The sequence below is a fragment of the Aromatoleum diolicum genome (genome assembly GCF_012910955.1).
GTDB lineage: Bacteria > Pseudomonadota > Gammaproteobacteria > Burkholderiales > Rhodocyclaceae > Aromatoleum > Aromatoleum diolicum.
Genome location: NZ_WTVQ01000008.1, coordinates 57,371 through 76,432 on the forward strand (window position 1 = coordinate 57,371; position 19,062 = coordinate 76,432).

At 67.3% G+C, this 19,062-nt stretch carries 13 protein-coding genes; 4 read left to right on the forward strand and 9 right to left on the reverse strand.

Annotated elements, in window-relative coordinates:
- Positions 1-9: 9 nt before the first annotated feature.
- Positions 10-1,539, reverse strand: coding sequence for a sigma-54-dependent transcriptional regulator (locus tag GPA25_RS06735; protein ID WP_169259601.1), 1,530 nt, complete (start codon positions 1,537-1,539; stop codon positions 10-12).
- A gap of 282 nt (positions 1,540-1,821) precedes the next feature.
- Between GPA25_RS06735 and GPA25_RS06740 the strand changes: the two genes are divergently transcribed.
- Both GPA25_RS06740 and GPA25_RS06745 read left to right on the forward strand, forming a co-directional pair.
- Positions 1,822-3,075, forward strand: coding sequence for a D-amino acid dehydrogenase (locus GPA25_RS06740; protein WP_169259602.1), 1,254 nt, complete (start codon positions 1,822-1,824; stop codon positions 3,073-3,075).
- A gap of 42 nt (positions 3,076-3,117) precedes the next feature.
- Positions 3,118-4,503 (forward strand): alanine/glycine:cation symporter family protein, encoded by a 1,386-nt coding sequence (locus tag GPA25_RS06745; RefSeq protein ID WP_169259603.1) that lies wholly within the window; start codon positions 3,118-3,120, stop codon positions 4,501-4,503.
- Between the two features lie 55 nt (positions 4,504-4,558).
- Here GPA25_RS06745 and GPA25_RS06750 read toward each other — a convergent pair whose 3' ends face one another.
- The 7 genes from GPA25_RS06750 to gcvA form a co-directional block, all read right to left on the reverse strand.
- Positions 4,559-7,312 (reverse strand): toll/interleukin-1 receptor domain-containing protein, encoded by a 2,754-nt coding sequence (locus GPA25_RS06750; protein WP_169259604.1) that lies wholly within the window; start codon positions 7,310-7,312, stop codon positions 4,559-4,561.
- A gap of 138 nt (positions 7,313-7,450) precedes the next feature.
- The gene (locus GPA25_RS06755; protein ID WP_169259605.1) at positions 7,451-8,266 is read right to left on the reverse strand and encodes a tetratricopeptide repeat protein; all 816 of its coding nucleotides are present in this window, start codon (positions 8,264-8,266) and stop codon (positions 7,451-7,453) included.
- Positions 8,267-8,392: 126 nt separating this feature from the next.
- Positions 8,393-9,106 (reverse strand): histidine utilization transcriptional repressor HutC, encoded by a 714-nt coding sequence (gene hutC, locus GPA25_RS06760; RefSeq protein ID WP_169259606.1) that lies wholly within the window; start codon positions 9,104-9,106, stop codon positions 8,393-8,395.
- 66 nt (positions 9,107-9,172) lie between these two features.
- Positions 9,173-10,735: a histidine ammonia-lyase gene (gene hutH, locus GPA25_RS06765; RefSeq protein WP_169259685.1), complete on the reverse strand. Its 1,563-nt coding sequence runs from the start codon at positions 10,733-10,735 to the stop codon at positions 9,173-9,175.
- A gap of 10 nt (positions 10,736-10,745) precedes the next feature.
- Positions 10,746-12,449, reverse strand: coding sequence for a urocanate hydratase (hutU, locus tag GPA25_RS06770; protein WP_169259607.1), 1,704 nt, complete (start codon positions 12,447-12,449; stop codon positions 10,746-10,748).
- Between the two features lie 39 nt (positions 12,450-12,488).
- Positions 12,489-14,663: an imidazolonepropionase gene (gene hutI / locus GPA25_RS23960; protein ID WP_246265434.1), complete on the reverse strand. Its 2,175-nt coding sequence runs from the start codon at positions 14,661-14,663 to the stop codon at positions 12,489-12,491.
- A 420-nt stretch (positions 14,664-15,083) separates the two neighbouring features.
- A complete protein-coding gene (gene gcvA, locus GPA25_RS06785; RefSeq protein WP_169259608.1) occupies positions 15,084-16,013 on the reverse strand; it encodes a transcriptional regulator GcvA in 930 nt (309 codons plus the stop codon).
- 196 nt (positions 16,014-16,209) lie between these two features.
- On the opposite strand from gcvA, the gene GPA25_RS06790 reads away from it, so the two are divergent.
- The gene (locus GPA25_RS06790; protein WP_169259609.1) at positions 16,210-16,398 is read left to right on the forward strand and encodes a hypothetical protein; all 189 of its coding nucleotides are present in this window, start codon (positions 16,210-16,212) and stop codon (positions 16,396-16,398) included.
- 40 nt (positions 16,399-16,438) lie between these two features.
- A complete protein-coding gene (locus tag GPA25_RS06795) occupies positions 16,439-17,749 on the forward strand; it encodes a DUF3422 family protein (protein ID WP_169259610.1) in 1,311 nt (436 codons plus the stop codon).
- Positions 17,750-17,843: 94 nt separating this feature from the next.
- Here GPA25_RS06795 and GPA25_RS06800 read toward each other — a convergent pair whose 3' ends face one another.
- Entirely contained in the window at positions 17,844-18,902 is a 1,059-nt protein-coding gene (locus tag GPA25_RS06800) for an AraC family transcriptional regulator (protein WP_169259611.1), read from the reverse strand.
- Between the last annotated feature and the right edge of the window lie 160 nt (positions 18,903-19,062).

Here is a 19,062-nt window from a genome sequence, read left to right on the forward strand (position 1 = left end):
TCCGGCGCCTTAACAGATCCCGTAGCGACGCAGGCGGGCGGCAATTGCCGAGTGCGAGGCGCCGAGCCGCTTGGCCAGTCGCCGGCTGGACGGAAAGTCGCCATACAGGCGCTGCAACAGGTTCTTCTCGAAGTCGGCGACCGCCTGTTCAAGCGTCGTGATTTCCCCCGTCATGCCTTGCCCGGCGGGGTTTGACGCTTGCGCAAGTTCCAGGTCGTCGGCGCCGATCACCAGCCGTTCCGACATCGTCACCGCGCGGAAAATCACGTTCTGAAGCTGTCTTACGTTGCCAGGCCAGGGACTCGCGAGCAACGCGGCGCACGCGGCCGACGACAGCCGCATCAGGGGACGCGCCGCCTGTGCGCAGGCCCGCGCGAGGAAGAACTGGGCCAGCGGCAGGATGTCGCCCGGTCGCTCGCGCAGCGGAGGCACATGCAGCGTCAGGACATTCAGACGAAACAGCAGGTCCTGGCGAAAATGTCCGCTGGCCACCATATCCTCGAGCGCGCGATGGGTGGCGCTGATGATGCGCACATTCACTTTGACTTCACGGTCGCCGCCCACCCGTCGGAAGCTGCCGTCGTTGAGGAAGCGCAGCAGCTTGGCCTGCAGGTAGGGCGACATCTCGCCGATCTCGTCGAGAAACACCGTGCCCCCGTCCGCCAGTTCGAGCAGGCCGGGTTTGCCGCCGCGCAGGGCGCCGGTGAAGGCGCCCGGCGAATAGCCGAACAGCTCGCTTTCGGCAAGGTTCTCGGGCAGTGCGGCGCAGTTCAGCGCAAAGAAGGGCTCGGCGCTGCGAGTGCTGCCGGCATGGCAGGCGTGGGCGAGCAGTTCCTTGCCCGTGCCGGTTTCGCCGGTAATCAGCAGCGGGGCATCGACGAGCGCCATGCGCGCCGCGCGCTGCTTGAGCAGATCGATTTCCGGTGAATTGCCGAGGATCGCTTCGAAACCGCCCGCGTCGTAATTCTGCAGCGCGCTCAGGCGTTCGCCCATGCGCGTCGGGGCGTGCAGGGTCATCACGGCACCCGCCACGCGCCCGCTCGTTTCGTGCAGGGGCAAGGTTTCCAGCATATAGGGTTCGCCGTTGATCTCGATTTCGCGCACCGGCAGGTGATAACCCCCATCGACCAGCGCGTCCAGCAGTCCCGGATCGCCGATCAGTTGCTGCATCGAACTTGCACGCAGATCGCCTTCCGACATTCCGCTTGCCGTGACGGCGGCGCCGTTGGCGATGATCACGCGACCACTGGCATCGACGGCAAATACCGGATCGGCCTGCGAGGCCAGCAGGGCGTCCAGATACAAGCGCCGTTGCGCGCCGGGGAGCATGGCGACGACGTCGACGGTGCGCACACCGGCGATCTGTAACAACTGGCTGCGCAACTTGATGAGTCCGGCTTGATCCAGCGCCGGTGCCTCGATGTGGATGTACGGCGGATCGACCTCGACGGCCGTGACGTTGAGCGAGCGCCGCGCGAGTTCCGCCAGGATTTCATGGGCAATGCCAACCCGGTCGTCAAAGTCGATGGCAATGCGCATGCCGCCTCCTGTATCGATATCTGAACAGTGTGTTTAAAATGATACACTAAATACAAGTTATTGATCGGATGGGAAATTTCATGAATAGCGGGGTGCTGGCCGGCGGTTTGCGTATTGATTTACGTACACACACGAACCCGCTGAAGATCCTTGCTTTCGCGTAAATATCTGTTTTAATGGAAGTTTATTTGTTGGCACAGGCGTTGCTACACACCCTTGAATCCAGTCGGGTCACGTCGCTTCCGCGGCGCAGGACCACGCACAAAATCAAGGAGAAATGGCATGCATGTTCTCGTACTCGGCAGTGGTGTCATCGGGACCACCATCGCCTATTACCTCGCCCGAGCCGGGCACCAGGTCAGCGTGGTCGATCGGCAGCCGGGGCCGGCACTGGAGACCAGCTACGCCAATGCCGGTGAAGTCTCCCCCGGCTACTCGGCGCCGTGGGCGGGCCCCGGCGTGCCGCTGAAGGCGATCAAGTGGATGCTGATGCATCACAGCCCGCTGGTCATCAAGCCGATGCTCGACCCCGCGATGTGGCGCTGGGGCATGTCGATGCTGCGCAACTGCACGGAGGCGCGCTACCGCGTCAACAAGAGCCGCATGGTGCGGCTCGCCGAGTACAGCCGCGACTGTCTCAAGGAACTGCGCGCCGATACCGGCATCCGCTACGACGAGCGCAGCCACGGTACGCTGCAGCTGTTCCGCACGCAGAAACAGCTCGACGGCGTCGGCAAGGACGTCGAGATCCTCAAGCAGTACGGCGTGCCGTTCCAGGTGCTGGAAGGAAACGCCTACCTCAAGTACGAGCCGGCGCTGGCGCTGGTCAAGGACAAGTTCGTCGGCGCGCTGCGCCTGCCGGGCGACGAAACCGGCGACTGCTTCAAGTTCACCCGGAACCTCGCCACGATGGCCGAATCCCTCGGCGCGACATTTCGCTTCGGCGTAAATATTCGCGGCATCGAGCGCACAGGGGATCGCATCACCGGCGTGCGCACCGACGCCGGCGTGCTCACCGCGGACAAGTACATCCTCGCGCTGGGCAGCTATTCGTCGCAGTTGCTCAAGCCGATCGGCATCGACATCCCGGTCTATCCGGTCAAGGGCTACTCGATCACGGTGCCAATCGGCGATGCCGCGATGGCGCCCGAATCGACGATCATGGACGAGACCCACAAGGTCGCCGTGACGCGCCTGGGTGACCGCATCCGGGTCGGCGGCACGGCGCAGCTGTCGGGCTTCGACCTGCATCTGGACGCGCCCCGTCGCCGCACTCTGGAGTTCGTGGTGGGCGACCTTTTCCCCAAAGGCGGCGACATCGCCCAGGCCGAATTCTGGACCGGCCTGCGGCCGATGACGCCCGACGGCACGCCGATCATCGGCAAGACGCGCTACCCCAACCTGTACCTCAGCACCGGTCATGGAACGCTCGGCTGGACCATGGCCGCCGGCACCGGCCGGGTCATGGCCGACCTGGTCAGCGGCCGCAGTCCCGACATCAGCATCGACGACCTCGGCGTCGCCCGCTACGCCTGACCCCCGCATAGTCCCTCGCAACGCACCTAACGGAGACAACCCATGGAAACACTTACGCAGCTTGTCACGGCGATCAACGACCTCGTGTGGGGGCCGCCGATGCTGATCGCGATTCTTGGTACCGGCCTGTTCCTGCAGTTGCGCCTCAAGTTCATGCCGGTGACCAAGATCATCGCCGGCTTCGTCATGGTCTGGCGCGGACGCAAGGCGGCACCCGGCGCGCCCGGCGAAATTACGCCCTACGCCGCGCTCATGACAGCCCTGGCGGCAACGGTCGGGACCGGCAATATCGCCGGTGTCGCCACCGCCATCGCTGTCGGCGGGCCCGGTGCGATGTTCTGGATGTGGATGACCGCGCTGGTCGGCATGGCCACCAAATATGCCGAAGTGCTGCTTGCGGTGCATTACCGCGAAACCGATGACCGCGGCGAGCACGTCGGCGGGCCGATGTACGCGATCAAGAACGGTCTCGGCCGCCACTGGCGCTGGCTTGGCGCGGCATTCGCGCTGTTCGGCGGCCTCGCCGGCTTCGGTATCGGCAACATGGTCCAGTCGAACAGCATCGCTGGCGCGCTGGAAGCCGGTTTCGGCATCGAACCGTGGGTGTCCGGTGTCGTGATGGCGGTATTCACCGGCGGCGTGCTGCTCGGCGGGGTCAAGCGCATCGGCGCGGTGGCGGAAAAACTGGTGCCGTTCATGTGCATCGGTTATGTCGTCGCGTCCCTGACGGTGCTTGGCATCTATGCCGATCAGATTCCCGCGGCCTTTTCGCTGATCCTTTCGAGCGCCTTCAGCCCTGCGGCGGCAACGGGCGGTTTCGCCGGTGCTGCGGTGATGATGGCGATGCGCTACGGCGTGGCGCGCGGCATCTTCTCGAACGAAGCCGGCCTCGGCACCGCAGGAATTGCCCAGGCCGCCGGCCAGACCAGGAATCCGGTCGAGTCCGGCCTGGTGGGCATGATGGGTACCTTCATCGACACCATCATCGTGTGCACCATGACCGGCCTGGTGCTGATCGTGACCGGCGTCTGGAGCAGCGGCCTCAAGGGCGCGGCACTGAGTTCGAGCGCCTTCGTCACCGCATTCCCGGGTTTTGGCGGCCAGTTCCTGGCCATCGCGCTGGCGATCTTCGCCTTCACCACCATCCTCGGCTGGGCGTACTACGGCGAGAAGTGCTGGGAGTACCTGTTCGGCACGTCGGTCGAAAAACCCTACCGCGTGCTGTGGACGCTGTTTGTGCTGGTCGGCGCCGTGACGCAACTCGACTTCGTGTGGCTGGTCGCCGACACGCTGAATGCCTTCATGGCGATCCCGAACCTGATCTCCTTGCTGCTTCTGTCACCGATCGTGGCAAAACTGACGCAGGACTACTTTGCCGAGCGTCGTATTCCAGTCGGCCGGGCGGTGGTCGGCGAGGTGTCGCGCTAAGGCCGCGGTTCAACTGCAGCGACCCCGGTTACTCGCGCCGCAGGGGCCGCTACAGTCACTGCGGAGCGTCGGCCGCGAGTGCGCGGTTGCAGGCATCGCGGGGGCTTGCTGCGCCGAGGTAGTGCGCCCATTCAGCGGCGGTCAGTGCGCGGGGATGGCGCCCGCAGGCCTGCGCGATCAGTTCGCCGGGATCGAGCGCGAACACCTGCACGCTGCCGCTTTCATCCACGCTGGCGACATGCTTGCCGGTGGCGCTGGCGGCGCTGAGCAGGATCTTTGCCGGATGGTCGAGCCGCGCAAGCGGGCGCCCGTCGCGCTTGTCCGTGACGACGAGATGCGAGTCCTCGGCAACGAGTTGCAGCGCGCGAGTGGCGTCTTCGCATTCGGTCCGGTCGTCCGGGTCGATGCGCAGCGGCCCCCCGCTCGCAGCGATGTCGTGACGCCGTCCGGCCGCGCGGAGGAAGCGGCCATCGTCGCTGACGAAGCAGGCAGAGGCCAGTGGCCTCAGGTATCGCCCGAGATCGATCGACAGAATTTCCGCGGGGTTCGCGAGGTGCCAGCGCACCAGCGTATGGCGCTCGCCACCCCGTGTCACGTCGGTGCCGACGAGGACTGCGAGGCCGAAGCGGCCGTCGCGCGATACCTTGATCGCCGCCGGCCTGCCGGCGAGCGGCGGGGACGTCCAGCGTTCGTCGTTGCCGAGCTTCCACACCTGCATCCGATCGGCGGCCGCGACGGCGAGATAGCTTGCATCGCTGCTGAGCGCGAGGGCCTCGGGCACCGTGTTCTGGGCGATCTCGATGGCTGGGTCGTTGGAGCCGATCGCCTGGACGATCACCTTGTTGTCGGTGGCGACGGCCAGGCGCCGGCCGTCGGCGCTGACGGCCCAGCGCCGGGACGGCGGCATCGTGGCGGCGACCCTTGGCATACCGGCGCGCAGGGCCCAGGTGTGGAGGCGTATCGCGTCGTCGGTCGACACCAGGAGATCGATCTGGTCCTCGCGCATGCCGAGCCACAGCGGCACGGCGCCCGCGGCGAGCTCGGTGCTCGCCAGCGCGGCTGCGGCCGCGGGCATGGAGAGCACGCGGTGGCGCGACAGGCCCAGGCGATCCGTCTCGGTCAGCAGTAGCACCGGGTCGGATGAGGCAAATGCCGCGGCCTCGGCTTCGAGCGGCATGCGGGCGCGACTCAGGTCGTTCGCGGTGTCCCACAGCAGCACGTCCTTGCCGCCCGAGACGACGATGAAGCCGGCACCGTCGCGCAGCGCGAGCAGGTCGCCGTCGGGAGCGTGCGACGTGCGCAGCTGACGGCCCGCGTTCACGTCCCACAGTTCGACGTCGCCGACGTAGGAACTGCGCGTCGCAGCGTGCGCGCCGTCGCGGCTGAAGACGAGATGCCAGGGTGGCTTGTTCCATGCCAGCACCTGGACCGGCGCATCGCGCGCCTCGGCCGGCATCCGCCACAGCGCCTGCGTCGTCGCGAAGTGCCGGCCATCGGGGCTGAAACCCCGGAATTCCTCGCCTTCGCGGCGCATCAGCTCGGACTGACGTACGCGGCTCCACAGCCGGAAGGTGGATTTTTCCGGCCCGCCCAACTGCGCACGGTCGGTCATCGCGATCAGGGCGCCGTCGTCGCTGATCGCCGGGGTGAGGTGGCCCGCCTTGGAGTCGACGGTCAGGCTGTCGATGCGCTGCAGGGGGCGCGCCGACCAGACTTCGAGCGTGGTGCGGTGCGTGTCATCGGATTCCTGCACGACGCACCAGTCGCCATCGGAGCTCGCCGCGGTTACGAGGCGGACGCGCGCCGGGGCATCCCCTGCAGGGGCCTTGACGTCATCGGTGCTGCAACTGCGCAGCGTGCCGTCGCGCAGTGACCACACCGCGATCTGCCCCGCCGTGGCTTCGGTGGTGACGTGCTCGCCGGTGGGCGACAGGCGCAGCGTCCGCGAGGCGCTGCGGTCGAACTCGCCGTGCGAGCGCGGCAGCAGGGCGAGTGCGCGGCGCAGCGACAGATCCACTTCGAGTGATCGCTCGCCGATCGACGACAGGATGCGCAGTGCCTGCGCGGCGAGCAACACGCTGGTGTCGACCGCGCCGCCGCGTTCGCGCAGCAGGTCGGCCTGCGCGGCGAGGCGCCCGGCCTGCGCGATCGCGTTCTGGCGGTTCGCCTCGTCGCGCTGGCGCGCGGCGTAGATCGCCGCAGCGATCGACACGCTGGTCAGCACCACGAGGCCGGTGATGACGCTGCGCACGATCCACCGCCAGCCGACATTCGAGCGCACGTGCGTCGGCGCCAGCGCGAGGCGCTCGACCAGTGCCTCGCTGGCGATTCCGTTCTCGACCGCTTCTTCCACTTCGTCGAGCCAGATCTTTTCCTCATGTCCGAGCCACGCCTGGGTCAGCGTGGCCAGCGACGGATCCCGCAGGGCGCCGCCGACGCTGATCGGAATCACCGGCCGGTCTGGATGCCTGGCGCGGAATTCGGCCACTTCTTCGCGCACCCAGCGGGGTGAGGCGAGGGTGCCGCGATTGGCGACCACCACCAGCACCTGCGACCGATGCAGCGCCGCACGCAAGGTGTTGGTAAGCGGTGCGCCCGGCGGCGCTTCGTCCTCGCTGAAAAACACCGTGAAGTCGCGTTCGCGCAGGCGCCGCGCCAGGTCCGACGCATAGCTCTGGGTGCCGCGGGGCAGGGGGCCGAGCGCGAAGGAGATGAACAGGTCGTAGCCGAAGAGCCGCGCGGCCTGGCTGCGCCGTGGCGCTTTCGCCGCTGGTGTTGGCGCTGCCGTGTCCGCTCGGTCCGGTTTCATGCGCTGGATTCCCCCCGTGCGCGATGTCCCCCACTGTGCTGAGTCGCTGCCTTGAAGGACAATCAGCTATCGCAGTCTAGGCAAACCTGCGAACTTTGCTGGCGGGATCCGGCTCCCCGTCGCTTGAGTCGGGGCCGCTCAGCGGGAACCGTCTTCCGCAGCGAGCGCAGCTTGTGCCGGGGGGTAGTTCTGCGCGGCGGCGCGTTTGAGCCAGCTTACGCTCTGGTCGATGTCCTGGGGCTGGCCCTTGCCCGTCCGGTACATGACGGCGATGGCGTACTGGGCTTCGGCATCGCCGTCCTCGGCAGAACGCATGAAGAGTCGCGCCGCTTCGTCCAGATTGCGCTCGACGCCGCGGCCGGCCTCGTACATCCACGCGAGCCGTGTCCGTGCGGTGACGTTGCCGGTGTCGGCGGCTCGCCGATAAAGGGTGGCCGCCTCCGCGTGCTTGCCGGTGCTGCTGAGATTCTCGGCCTGCTCGAACTCGGTCAGCGGACGATCCGGCTGAGCAAGCGATGCCAGGCGCGCGGCGGCTTCCTTGTCGCCGCTCTGGGCCGCGAGGCTCAGGTAATGGCGCGCCTTGTCGATGTCCTTCGGGACGGCGCCGTCCTGGCTGTAGAGCATGCCGAGCCGATACTGGGCCTTGAAGCCGCCGGCATTGGCGGCCGCAACATATAGGCCTTGGGCCTTCTTCATGTCCTTATCTTCGCCGAGACCATCTTCCGCGAGGATGCCCAGATTGAACAAGGCGTCGGCGTTGCCGAGGCCCGCGAGGATTTCCCAGATGTGGCGCGCCGCGGCGTAGTTGGCCATCTTGAACTCGGCATAGGCCTTGTAGTTGCCCATGCCGGGATTCTTGATCCAGTCGCCCGCGCTGCTGTCCTGCGCGTGGGTGCTGCCGAGCATTGCCCCCAAGGCGACGGTGGCAACGAGCTTCGGTCCGATCTTCAGCATTTATCCGTGCTCCTCCGTGATGGCGAACACTGTGACACATGAAAACCGTGTTTGATTCACAACGCAGGTGTCTTGGCACGAGGGCTCGCAAGCTGCCGACCCGGATGGAGCCGAAGCTGCCGTCGCCTAGCGCAGATTCCGCATCGACGAGCGCAGCTTGTAGCGGTCGCCAGGGTGGATCAGTCTGGCGTAGCTGATGAGGTGCTCGTCCGACCAGGTCCGGCGGATCATCAGCAGGCAGGGAGTTGTCGTGGCGGTGTCGAGCCAGGTGGCAGTCCGCGGGTCGACGAGGACCGCTTCGACGACGTGTTCGACGTCGGAAATCGGGCAGGCCGCGACGAGGACTTCGTTCGGCGTGTGGCGGGAGAAGTCGGTGTCGAGGTAGTCCGGCACCCACTTCGGATTGACGAAGCGCTCTTCGAGCTGGATCGGCACGTCGTTTTCACGGTGTACGAGGAGGGTGTGGAACACCCGTGTGCCGAGACGCACGCCGAGGTTCAGTGCGACTTCGTCGTCGGCCTCGATCGCTTCGCAGCGGATCACGTCGTTGCGGTAGGCGTTGCCGCGGCTGCGGACTTCGGCGGCGATGTTCAGCACTTCATGCAGCGAGGATTCGGCCTTGCGGTCGGTGACGAAGGTTCCGAGGCCCGGCTGGCGGATCAGGTAGCCGCTCTGGACCAGATCGCGGATCGCCTTGTTGGCGGTCATGCGGCTGACGCCGAAATCGCGCGCGAGCTGCTCTTCCGCCGGGATCTGGTGGTGGGCCGGGTAGGCACCGCTGCGAATGTGTTCGAGCAGGTGTTCCTCGATCTGCCGGTAGCGGGGTGGGGTGCTGGCCAAGGGTCTTCCTTTGCGGGTCGCTGCAATGCCGTGATGATACAGACCAGCGCCGGTGAAGCTTTGCCGTCAGGCCTGCGAAGGCAGCAGGCCGGGAGGCATCAGCGCCGACAGCGTGCGCTGTTGCAGCAGCGTGGTCGCGGCGGCGATGTCCGGGGCGAAGAAGCGATCGACGTCGTAGAACGGCACCTTCGCACGCAGGGCGCTACGGGCTTCCTCGAGCCTGGGCGAACTCTTGTGGCCGTCGCGGAAGTCGAGGCCCTGGCAGGCGGCGAGCCATTCGACCGCGAGGATGCCGCGCACGTTGTCGGCCATCGCCCACAGGCGGCGGCCGGCGTTGGGCGCCATCGACACGTGGTCTTCCTGGTTCGCCGAGGTCGGCAGGCTGTCGACGCTCGCAGGGTGCGCGAGCGCCTTGTTGTCGCTGGCGAGCGCCGCGGCGGCGACCTGCGCGATCATGAAGCCGGAATTGACGCCGCTGTTGGCGACCAGGAAGGCCGGCAGCTGCGACATGTTCTTGTCCATCATCAGCGAGATGCGCCGCTCGGCCAGCGCGCCGATTTCGGCGATCGCCAGCGCGAGGTTGTCGGCGGCCATTGCCACCGGTTCGGCGTGGAAGTTGCCGCCCGAGAGGATGTCGTCCTCGGCGGCGAACACCAGCGGATTGTCCGACACGGCGTTCGATTCGACGGCGAGCACCTCGGCGGCCTGCCGAATTTGCGTGAGGCAGGCGCCCATGACCTGCGGCTGGCAGCGCAGCGAGTACGGGTCCTGCACCTTGCCGCAGGCGACATGCGACTGGGCGATCTCGCTGGTGTCCTCCAACAGGTGGCGGTAGGCCGCGGCCGCGTCGATCTGCCCGCGCTGCCCGCGCGTGGCATGGATGCGGGCGTCGAAGGGCACGCGCGAGCCGAGCGCGGCCTCGATGGTGAGGCTGCCGCACACGGTCGCCGCGGCGAACAGGTCTTCGGCATCGAAGAGCCCGCGCAGCGCGTAGGCGGTGGAGACCTGGGTGCCGTTCAGGAGTGCCAAGCCTTCCTTGGCGGCGAGGGTCAGCGCTTCGAGGCCCGCGACCTTGAGCGCGTCGCGCGCCGGCAACCATTCGCCGCGGTAGCGTGCGCGCCCTTCGCCGAGCAGCGTGAGCGACATGTGGGCGAGCGGCGCGAGGTCGCCGGAGGCGCCCACCGAGCCCTTGGCCGGGATCTCCGGGTACACGCCGGCGTTCACCAGTGCGATCAGCGCGTCGATCACCTCGCGGCGGATGCCCGAGAAGCCGCGGGCGAGGCTGTTCACCTTCAGCAGCAGGATCAGGCGCACGGTCGCGTCGTCCAAAGCTTCGCCGACGCCGCAGGCGTGCGACAGCACCAGCGAGCGCTGCAGGCGTTCGAGGTCCGCATGGGCGATATGGGTCTGTGCGAGCAGCCCGAAGCCGGTGTTGATGCCGTAGGCGACGCGATCCTCGTCGATGACGCGGCGCACGCAGGCGACGCTGCGCGCGATCGCTTCCGATGCAGATTCGGGCAGCGTCACGCGCACCGGGTGCTGCCAGGCCAGACGGAGCTGGGCGAGGGTGAGTTCACCGGGGACGAGCCTCAGCTTGGTGCTTGGGTCGATGCTCGGCTCGAAGGTCATTTCGGTCACCTCAGGCTCCTTTCTTCGCGTTCGGCATCGGCAGGAGCATTGGCAGATCAAGGCCGTTTTCCTGCGCGCAGCGCTGCGCAATCTCGTAGCCGGCGTCGGCATGGCGCATGACGCCGGTGCCCGGGTCGTTGCGCAGCACGCGGCCGAGGCGGGCGCGTGCTTCGGGCGTGCCGTCGGCGACGATCACGACGCCCGCATGTTGAGAGTAGCCCATGCCGACGCCGCCACCGTGGTGCAGCGACACCCAGGTCGCGCCGCCCGCGGTGTTGAGCAGCGCGTTGAGCAGCGGCCAGTCCGACACTGCATCCGAGCCGTCCAGCATGCTTTCGGTCTCGCGGTTGGGGCTCGCGACCGAGCCGGAGTCGAGGTGATCACGGCCGATCACGATCGGCGCTTTCAGCTCGCCCTTCGCGACCATCTCGTTGAAGGCCTGGCCGAGGCGCGCGCGGTCTTTCAGGCCGACCCAGCAGATGCGGGCCGGCAGACCCTGGAAGCTGATGCGCTCGCGCGCCATGTCCAGCCAATGGTGGAGATGCGGATTGTCGGGGATGAGTTCCTTGACCTTGGCATCGGTCTTGTAGATGTCCTCCGGATCGCCGGACAGCGCGACCCAGCGGAACGGGCCGACGCCCTGGCAGAACAGCGGGCGGATGTAGGCGGGTACGAAACCGGGGAAATCGAACGCGTTGGCGACGCCTTCTTCGAGCGCCATCTGGCGGATGTTGTTGCCATAGTCGAAAGTCGGTACGCCCATCTGCTGGAACGCGAGCATCGCGCGCACATGCTCCGCCATCGAGCGCTTCGCGGCGGCGACGACGGCCTCGGGCTCGGTCTTGCCGCGGGCGACGTAGTCGTCCCAGGTCCAGCCGATCGGCAGGTAGCCGTGCAGCGGGTCGTGCGCACTGGTCTGGTCGGTGACCATGTCCGGGCGCACGCCGCGGCGCAAGAGCTCGGGCAGGATCTCGGCGGCATTGGCGCACAGGCCGATCGACACCGCCGCACCGTGCTTGGTGTGGCGTGCGATGCGCGCCAGCGCGTCATCGAGATCCGTCGCCTGTTCGTCGAGGTAGCGGGTGCGCAGGCGGAAGTCGAGGCGCGACTGCTGGCATTCGATGTTGAGCGAGCACGCGCCGGCCAGCGTCGCCGCTAGCGGCTGCGCGCCGCCCATGCCGCCGAGGCCCGCGGTGAGAATCCAGCGGCCCTTGAGGTCACCGCCGTAATGCTGGCGCCCGGCCTCGACAAAGGTTTCGTAGGTGCCCTGCACGATGCCCTGCGAGCCGATGTAGATCCACGAGCCGGCGGTCATCTGGCCGTACATCATCAGGCCCTTGCGGTCGAGTTCGTTGAAGTGCTCCCAGTTCGCCCACGCGGGTACGAGGTTGGAGTTCGCGAGCAGCACGCGCGGGGCGTCGCGGTGGGTCTCGAACACGCCGACCGGCTTGCCGGACTGGATCAGTAGGGTCTGGTTGTCCTCGAGGCGGCGCAGCACCTCGACGATCTTGTCGAAGCAGGCCCAGTCGCGTGCCGCGCGGCCGATGCCGCCATAAACCACGAGGTCCGCGGGGTTCTCGGCGACGTTCGCGTCGAGGTTGTTCATCAGCATGCGCAGCGGGGCTTCGGTGAGCCAGCTCTTGCAGCTGCGTTCGGTGCCGATCGGCGCCGCGATCTTACGGCTCGGGTCATGGCGGGGGTCGGGGGGGCTCATCGTGTTCTCCTCCAGTCCATATATGTGACGACCTTGGACTCAGCCGTTCAGGGTCAACTGATGGATCAGGCGCGCGGCGACGCGGGCGGTCCAGTTGTCGATGTCGAATTCCGGGTTCAGCTCGGCGAGGTCCGCGAGCCTGAGCTTGCCGCTGTCGCGCACGCGCTCGACGAGCGGTTCGAGCAGCGCCAGTGGTACGCCGCGGGCGGCGGGGGCGCTCACGCCGGGGCCTTCGCTGGCGGGCAGCACGTCGAGGTCGATGGTGAGATGGACGTGGTCGCAGGCGGCGACGAAGGCATTGAGCATTTCGCCGATGTGATCGAGGCGCGCGGGCGTGATCTCGCGGTCCTCGCACACCAGCACGTCGAGTTCGGCGGCGCGACGGAACAGCGCCCGCGTGTTCGACGCGCGGCTCACGCCCAGGCAGGCGTAGCGGAAAGGCCAGCCGCGCGTGGCGCAGTCCTCGGCGATCTGCGCGAAGGGCGTGCCGGACGAATGCACGTGCGCCGGGTCGCGCAGGTCGAAGTGGGCGTCGAAATTGACGATGCCGATGCGTGGTGCTTGCGCGCCGTGGTTCGCGAGATGGGCGGCGAGGCCCCGCCAGCTGCCATAGGCGACTTCGTGGCCGCCGCCGAGCACGACCGGCAAGTGGCCCGCGGCGAGGAGGCCGGCAACTTCGGTCGCGAGCCTTGCCTGCGCGCCTTCGAGGTCGCCGTCGTCGCAGACGACGTCGCCGGCGTCGTAAGCCGGGCGCTCACGGTGCCAGGCGAGGCTCGCGAGCGCCTTGCGGATCGCGGCTGGCGCGGCGGCGGCTCCGGGGCGGCCCTGGTTGCGCCGCACCCCTTCGTCACAGGCGAAGCCGATGAGGGCGACGCCGGGGCCTTCGGCCACGTCGAGGGGGCGAATGGCCTGGTGCCAGCGCAGGCTGTCGGGTTCCGGATCGATGCGCCCGGTCCACACTTCCATCGTGCTGCGGTCTGCGCCATCGATACGCTCCTGAGTGACGTGTCCGTCGAAGACGCGCTGGCGTAGCCGTCCGGCCTGCACGGCATAGGCGAGCTCGGTCGGGCGCGCGACGTCCCACACGCACAGGTCTGCGCGCAGCCCTTCGGCGATGCGGCCGGTGTCGGCCAGCCCCAGCGCACGTGCGCCATGTGCCGTCATGCCGGCGAGGGCCTCGCGCGGGGTCAGGCGGAACAGCGTGCACGCGAGGTTCAGCATCAGCGTCGGCATGAACATGGGTGAGCTGCCGGGGTTCGCATCGCTGGCGATCGCGATCGGCACGCCGTAGCGGCGCAGCGCCTCGACCGGCGGCAATTGCGTCTCGCGCAGCGTCAGGTACGCGCCGGGCAGCAGCGTCGCGACCGTGCCGGCAGCGGCCATCGCACGCACGCCGGCGTCATCCAGGTATTCGATGTGATCGGCCGACAGCGCGCCGTGGCGCGCCGCGAGCGCCGCGCCGCCGAGGTTCGAGAGCTGTTCGGCGTGCGCCTTGACGCGCAGACCGTGGCGCGCCGCCGCGTCGAACACGCGCTCGCACTGCGCGGGGCTGAAGGCGATGCCTTCGCAGAACACGTCCACCGCGTCAGCCAGGCCTTCGGCCGCGGCGGCCGGGATCATCTCGTCGCAGACGAGGCGAACGTAGCCGTCACTGTCGTCCCTGTATTCCGGTGGCAGTGCGTGCGCGCCGAGTAGCGTGGTGACGACGCGCACGGGCAGGCCGCCGTGTTGCGGTTGGCCGAGGCGGCGCGCGGCGCGCAGCATCCTCAGTTCATCGGCAACCGTGAGGCCGTAGCCGGACTTGATCTCGACCGTGGTCACACCGTCGGCGACCAGGGCGGCGAGCCGGGGCAGGGTGGCGGCGAGGAGTTCGTTCTCGGATGCGGCGCGGGTGGCGCGCACGGTGCTGAGGATGCCGCCGCCCGCCTGCGCGATTTCGGCGTAGCTCGCGCCTTCCAGACGCTGTGCGAATTCGTCGGCGCGGTTGCCTCCGAACACGAGGTGGGTGTGGCAGTCGACCAGCCCCGGCGTCATCACGCCGCCGCGCCCCATGTCGGTCGCGCCGGCCACATCGGCCGCCTGCAAGGTGCCCGTCGGGCACAGCCTCGCGATGCGGCCGTCCTCGACCAGCACCGCCATCGGGGCAGGCAAATCCTGCTGTCCGTCGAAGATCGTGACGTCCCGCCAGAGCAGGCGGGGGCGATTGCCGGGCATTGCCGAGTCTCCATCTCTTGTGATGTTGTATATACAATAGAAGCGAGGGCGATGGGCGTCAAGGGGTTTCGATGGCGGTGTGTGGAAAACCCAGGTGGGCGTCGTCGCGAATGGGCCCCGCTTGCCGGATTAATCCTCTGTTGTATCGTGTTGCGTGAGGATTTGCGCGTCCCTTGTGGCGCCTGGGGAATGGCCGTTGGGCGGCGGTGTCCCCTTGTTTTTGGAATTGCCATGCTCGCGGAAGCGGCGTGTCCGGCTTTACTGTATATACAATTAAACCCGGCCTGCATTCGCGCTCCGCTCGTCCGCTAAAGCGCCCGCGGCACCCCGACAAGGCAAGCGAGGCGGACGTCGTCACGTCGGGAAAACGGATGGTCTTGCCCGGAAGCGGGTTGTATCCCTGATCCGGCAGCCGGGATCCTATGCCGCGCGCGCGGCGTCGCCGAGGTCCTGCGAATCGCGGTAGGCAGCCGCCTCGGCCAGCAACCACCCGGTAAAGCGCTGCAGCGCGGGATTCGTGCTCGGCGGGTCGGGGTAAACAAGGTGGTAGCCCATCTCCGAGCGCAGCGCGATGTCGAAGGGGGCGACGAGTTCGCCCGAGGCGAGTTCGCTGAGCGCGAGAAAGCGCGGTACGAGGGCGACGCCCAGTCCCGCGCAGGCCGCTTCGACGAGCATCGAAAAGAGATCGAAGCGCGGACCGCCCATGACGTCCACGTCCTTGATGCCGGCAACCTCGAACCAGCGCTGCCACGCGGCGTGGCGGTTGGTCTGGTGCAGCAGCGGCAGTCGCGCAAGCTCGCGCGGTTCGCGGCAGGGGTGCTGGCGCAGCAACTGCGGACTGCACACCGGGACCATCTCCTCGCCAAACAGCGGATGCGAGATCGCACCGGGCCACACTGACGAACCGAAATGGATCGCCGCATCGAATGGCGTTTCGGTGAACACGAAAGGATCGGAGCGTGTCGTCAGGTTCACGGTGATCCCCGGATTCGCCGCGTGGAACTGCGCCAGGCGCGGAATCAGCCAGCGCGATCCGAAAGTCGGAATCACCGCGAGTTCCAGCACGTTGCGTTCGCCGCGATGCGACATCAGCGAAATCGTATTGCGTTCCAGGCGGTCCAGATCTTCGGACACGCGCTTCGCGTAGACGGCGCCGGCCTCGGTCAGCGAGATGCGTTTCTTGATCCGGTTGAAGAGCGGCACGCCCAGATAATCCTCGAGCGAGGCGATCTGCTTGCACACCGCGCTCTGCGTCAGCGACAGGGCGTCCGCCGCGCGCGTGAAATTCAGATGGCGGGCGGCAGCCTCGAATGCAACGAGTGCCTCGATGCTGGGAATGCGCCGGCGCATGGGTACTTCCTCCGAGTCATGATCTTCGTAGTTTATTTCGTTTGAGCCCGTGTTGCGCCTGCGGAACAATCCGCTCCAACGAATCGGCAATAAAACGATAAATGACGCGTTCGACGCGCAGGGAAGGCGGAGCACCGCTCCGGCAAAGCCGATTGTTTTCCTTCTTTTTCAAATCGGTCCAATCGGAGACAGCAGAATGATTCCCCAGCAGCAAACAGCGATCAAAGAATTCGAATTCCTTGGCGGCAAGATCGGCGGAAAAATCGTCGGCGAGGTGGCGAGCCGTCTGAAGCGTCGTGTCGACCCGCGTTGCGAGGATTACGACACGCAGGTCGAGGCGGAGCGGCGCGATCTCGCCGCAGTCGTCGTGCTCGGCTACAACTGAGCGTTGCGGGCGCAATCCGCGCCCGCAACGCCTTCCCACGATGAATCTCTCAGGCAGTCTGAATCACCCGCTGCGGCTCACGCTCGCCAGCGAAATCCACTCGCGCCCCTTCATGGTGATCGCCGCGCCGGCGCGCATCTCGCACCTCGCGATCCACTGCGACGAGGACAGCGATTGGCACGACCGCACGCTGCAGTCGCTGTGCGCGCGCTTCGGCGTCGCCGGCCCGAAAGCGGGTGCGCAGCATTTTTTCCACGATTTCGGGCACTTCCGCATCAAGTGGGAGCGTCACACCGAATTCTCGACCTTCACCTTCGTCGAGCCGGGACGGCCAGGAACAGACTTCACGCAGACCGCGATGCGTCACGTGCCCGCGGACTGGCTCGAATTGCTCGGCCCCTCGGTAATCGTCGCCTCGCACATCCACGCGGAACAGGGCGACTCGCTCGACATCGCCGACGAGCGCCTGCGCGCGATGTTCCCGGTGCCGCCGCTGGTCGGCAGCCGGGTGCTGTCGGGCGGCGAGATCTGGACCGACTTCCAGGTCGGGCCGGACGGCTTCTCGCGCTTCCTGATCCGCGACACCGGCCTGCGCGAAGCGCAGATGGGGCGGCTGGTGCAGCGCATCTGCGAAATCGAGACCTATTTGATGATGGCGCTGCTGGCGCTGCCGCTGGCGCGCGAAAGCACCGCGCGCCTCGACCGCATCGAAGAGGACCTGAGCGGACTCGGGGCGCAGATGAGTGCGCTGGAAATCGACGGCGACGCCGAGCAGCTCCTGCGTGAAATCTCGCGTCTCGACGCGCAGATGCGCGCAATGTCGCTCAACACCGGCTACCGCTTCGGCGCCGCGCAGGCCTACTACCGCATCGTCCAGGCGCGCATTGGCGAGCTGCGGGAGCAGCGCATCGAAGGCGTACCGACGATTGGCGAGTTCATGGAACGTCGTCTCGCGCCGGCGATGGACACCTGCGTCTCGGTCGCGACGCGCCAGGAATCCCTCGTGAACAAGGTCAGCCGCTCCAACGACATGCTGCGCACGCGCGTCAATCTCGCGCAGGAGCGGCAGAACCAGAGCGTGCTCGAAAGCCTCAGCCGCAGTGCACGCCTGCAATTGAAATTGCAGCAGGCGGTCGAGGGCCTGTCGGTGGTCGCGATCTCGTACTACGGTATCGGCCTCGCGGCCTACGCGCTGAAGGCGCTGAAGGGCGGGGGCGTCGATGTGCCGGTGGACCTGGCAATTGGCCTCGCGCTGCCGCTGGTGTGCGTCGCCACGTGGTACGGCACGCGGCGCCTGCATGGTCGCCTGCACAAGCTCGGCGAGCACCGCAGCATCGCGGTGCCGCAGTAAGGGAAAAAAGGCGCGGCTCCTGGCGCCAGGAATGGCGTCGCCACAGGTGCGCAGCGCTTGACATTCCGCACGTGTGCCGTCGACGGGGCAGGCCTCAGTCGCCGGCCGGCGCTCCGCCGACGATTCGCTCGCGGAAGCCGCTCGGCGACTCCCCGGTCCACTGCCGGAACGCGCGCGCAAAACTCTTCTCGTTGCGAAACCCGACCGCCAGCGCGATCTGCTTGACCGGCCGGTTGGTGCGGTTGAGCAGCTCGACCGCGCGCTCGCGCCGCGCTTCGTCCTTCAATTGCTGCAGCGACGCCCCTTCCTCGTCCAGTTGACGGTGCAGCGTGCGCGGCGACAGGTGCAGTCGCTCGGCGAGCGTGTCAGCGGTCGCGCCTTCGTCGATGCGCTCGCGCAGAAGGTGGCGCACGCGCTGCACCAGCAGGCGGTCGCGGCGGTACTGCAGCACCGTCAGCGGCAGCGCGCGCCGCAGCATCTGGCGCAGTGCGGCTTCGTCGCGCCGCAGCGGCAGGCGCAGGTACTGCGCGTCGAAAGTGATTCCCGCCTGTTCGGCATCGAAATGCACCGGCCCCTGGAACAGCAGCGGATAGACGCTGCGATGCGGCGGCGGCGGGAAGGGGAAGCGCGCTGCGAGCAGCGTGATGCGCGAATCGATCGCCCAGCAGGCGTAGCCGAGCAGATAGCGCAGGAGCGTGACGAGGCAGAACTCGTGCATCTCCCCGAGGTAGCGGCGCACCTCGATGCGGATGTTCGCGACCGCCTCGTCCGCGTCGAGGCGCAGCACGATGTCGTCGGTCAGCAGGCGGTGATGGCGGCACCAGCGCTTCAGCGCGACGCCGAGATCCGGTGAGCTCAGCGACGCGCGGCATAGCATGCCGTAGCTGCCCCACGGCAGGCGGCGCGAAAACCAGCCAAGCGCCTCGTCATCGAGCTCCTGCATGGCGATGCCGGACATGATTTCCATCTGCGCCGCGGTCACGCGCGCATCCGGGTTCTCCAGCGCTGCCTGCGGAATCTGCGCCTGGCGCAATGCGTTGGCAGGATTGATCCCGTAGCGACGGTAGGCCGCGACGATCGCACGAATGAAAGCGATTGGCGTCGCGGCGGGGCCGCGCGTGGGGTCGGCGACGGAAGGGAGCGGGGCAGCCATCGGCGCATGATAAAAGCCTTGGCAGGATTTGCAACCATCTTGGCGCCCGATGCGTCCCCCGCGGGCCTACCCTTATATGGTTACGACGTTCCGCGGCTACAGGTCTAAGCTTTAGCGGCGGACGTCCCGAATACCAATACGATCGAAGAACGAGGAGACC